Below are 540 nucleotides of genomic sequence, written 5' to 3' on the forward strand. Positions count from 1 at the left end.
TTTCTTTTTTTTGTGCGTCCATTGTTGCTCTTAGTTTCGTGTTGCGTTTTTCTGACAACAACGGCGTCCCATGGGATGTACACAGGGCTATTGGTCGGCAGCGTCAGCTGGTGCGCAGAGACAGGAGCAGGCGCCGGCAGCGGGGTCGGGCCGGTGCCGGTGCGCGGCGCCCGGGAGGACCGGCCCAACCCGGCCGAGGCCGTGCCCGGCATCCGCCCCGACGACCGGCGGACGGTCGCGGACAACGCCGGCACACCGCCGACCCCCCGGGGTGGGGGCGCCGTCCGCGGCACCATGGGCAAGCCCCAGCTGCCCCGCCGCCGCGCCCAGCAGCACATCGTGCCCCAGCTGCGCGGCGGTCCCGCGCCCACGCCCCGTCAGGACCCCGACCACTACATCGGCCACGACCCCGGCCTGATGGCCGCCTTCCAGCGCGGCATCGGACTCGCCGAGGCACGCCAGATGGAGAACTCCGACTGGGACACCTCCACCCTGGACACGCCCCCGGCGGACACCGCTCCCTCCGCCGCGTTCCCGGCC

The 540-nt window shown here is 72.2% G+C and carries 1 pseudogene; it reads left to right on the top strand.

Annotated elements, in window-relative coordinates:
- Positions 1 to 123: 123 nt before the first annotated feature.
- A pseudogene (locus P1P70_RS45585) lies at positions 124 to 540 on the top strand (ATP-binding protein); the annotation flags it as partial.

It is taken from the genome of Streptomyces sp. MB09-02B (genome assembly GCF_033794485.1).
Classification (GTDB): Bacteria; Actinomycetota; Actinomycetes; order Streptomycetales; family Streptomycetaceae; genus Streptomyces.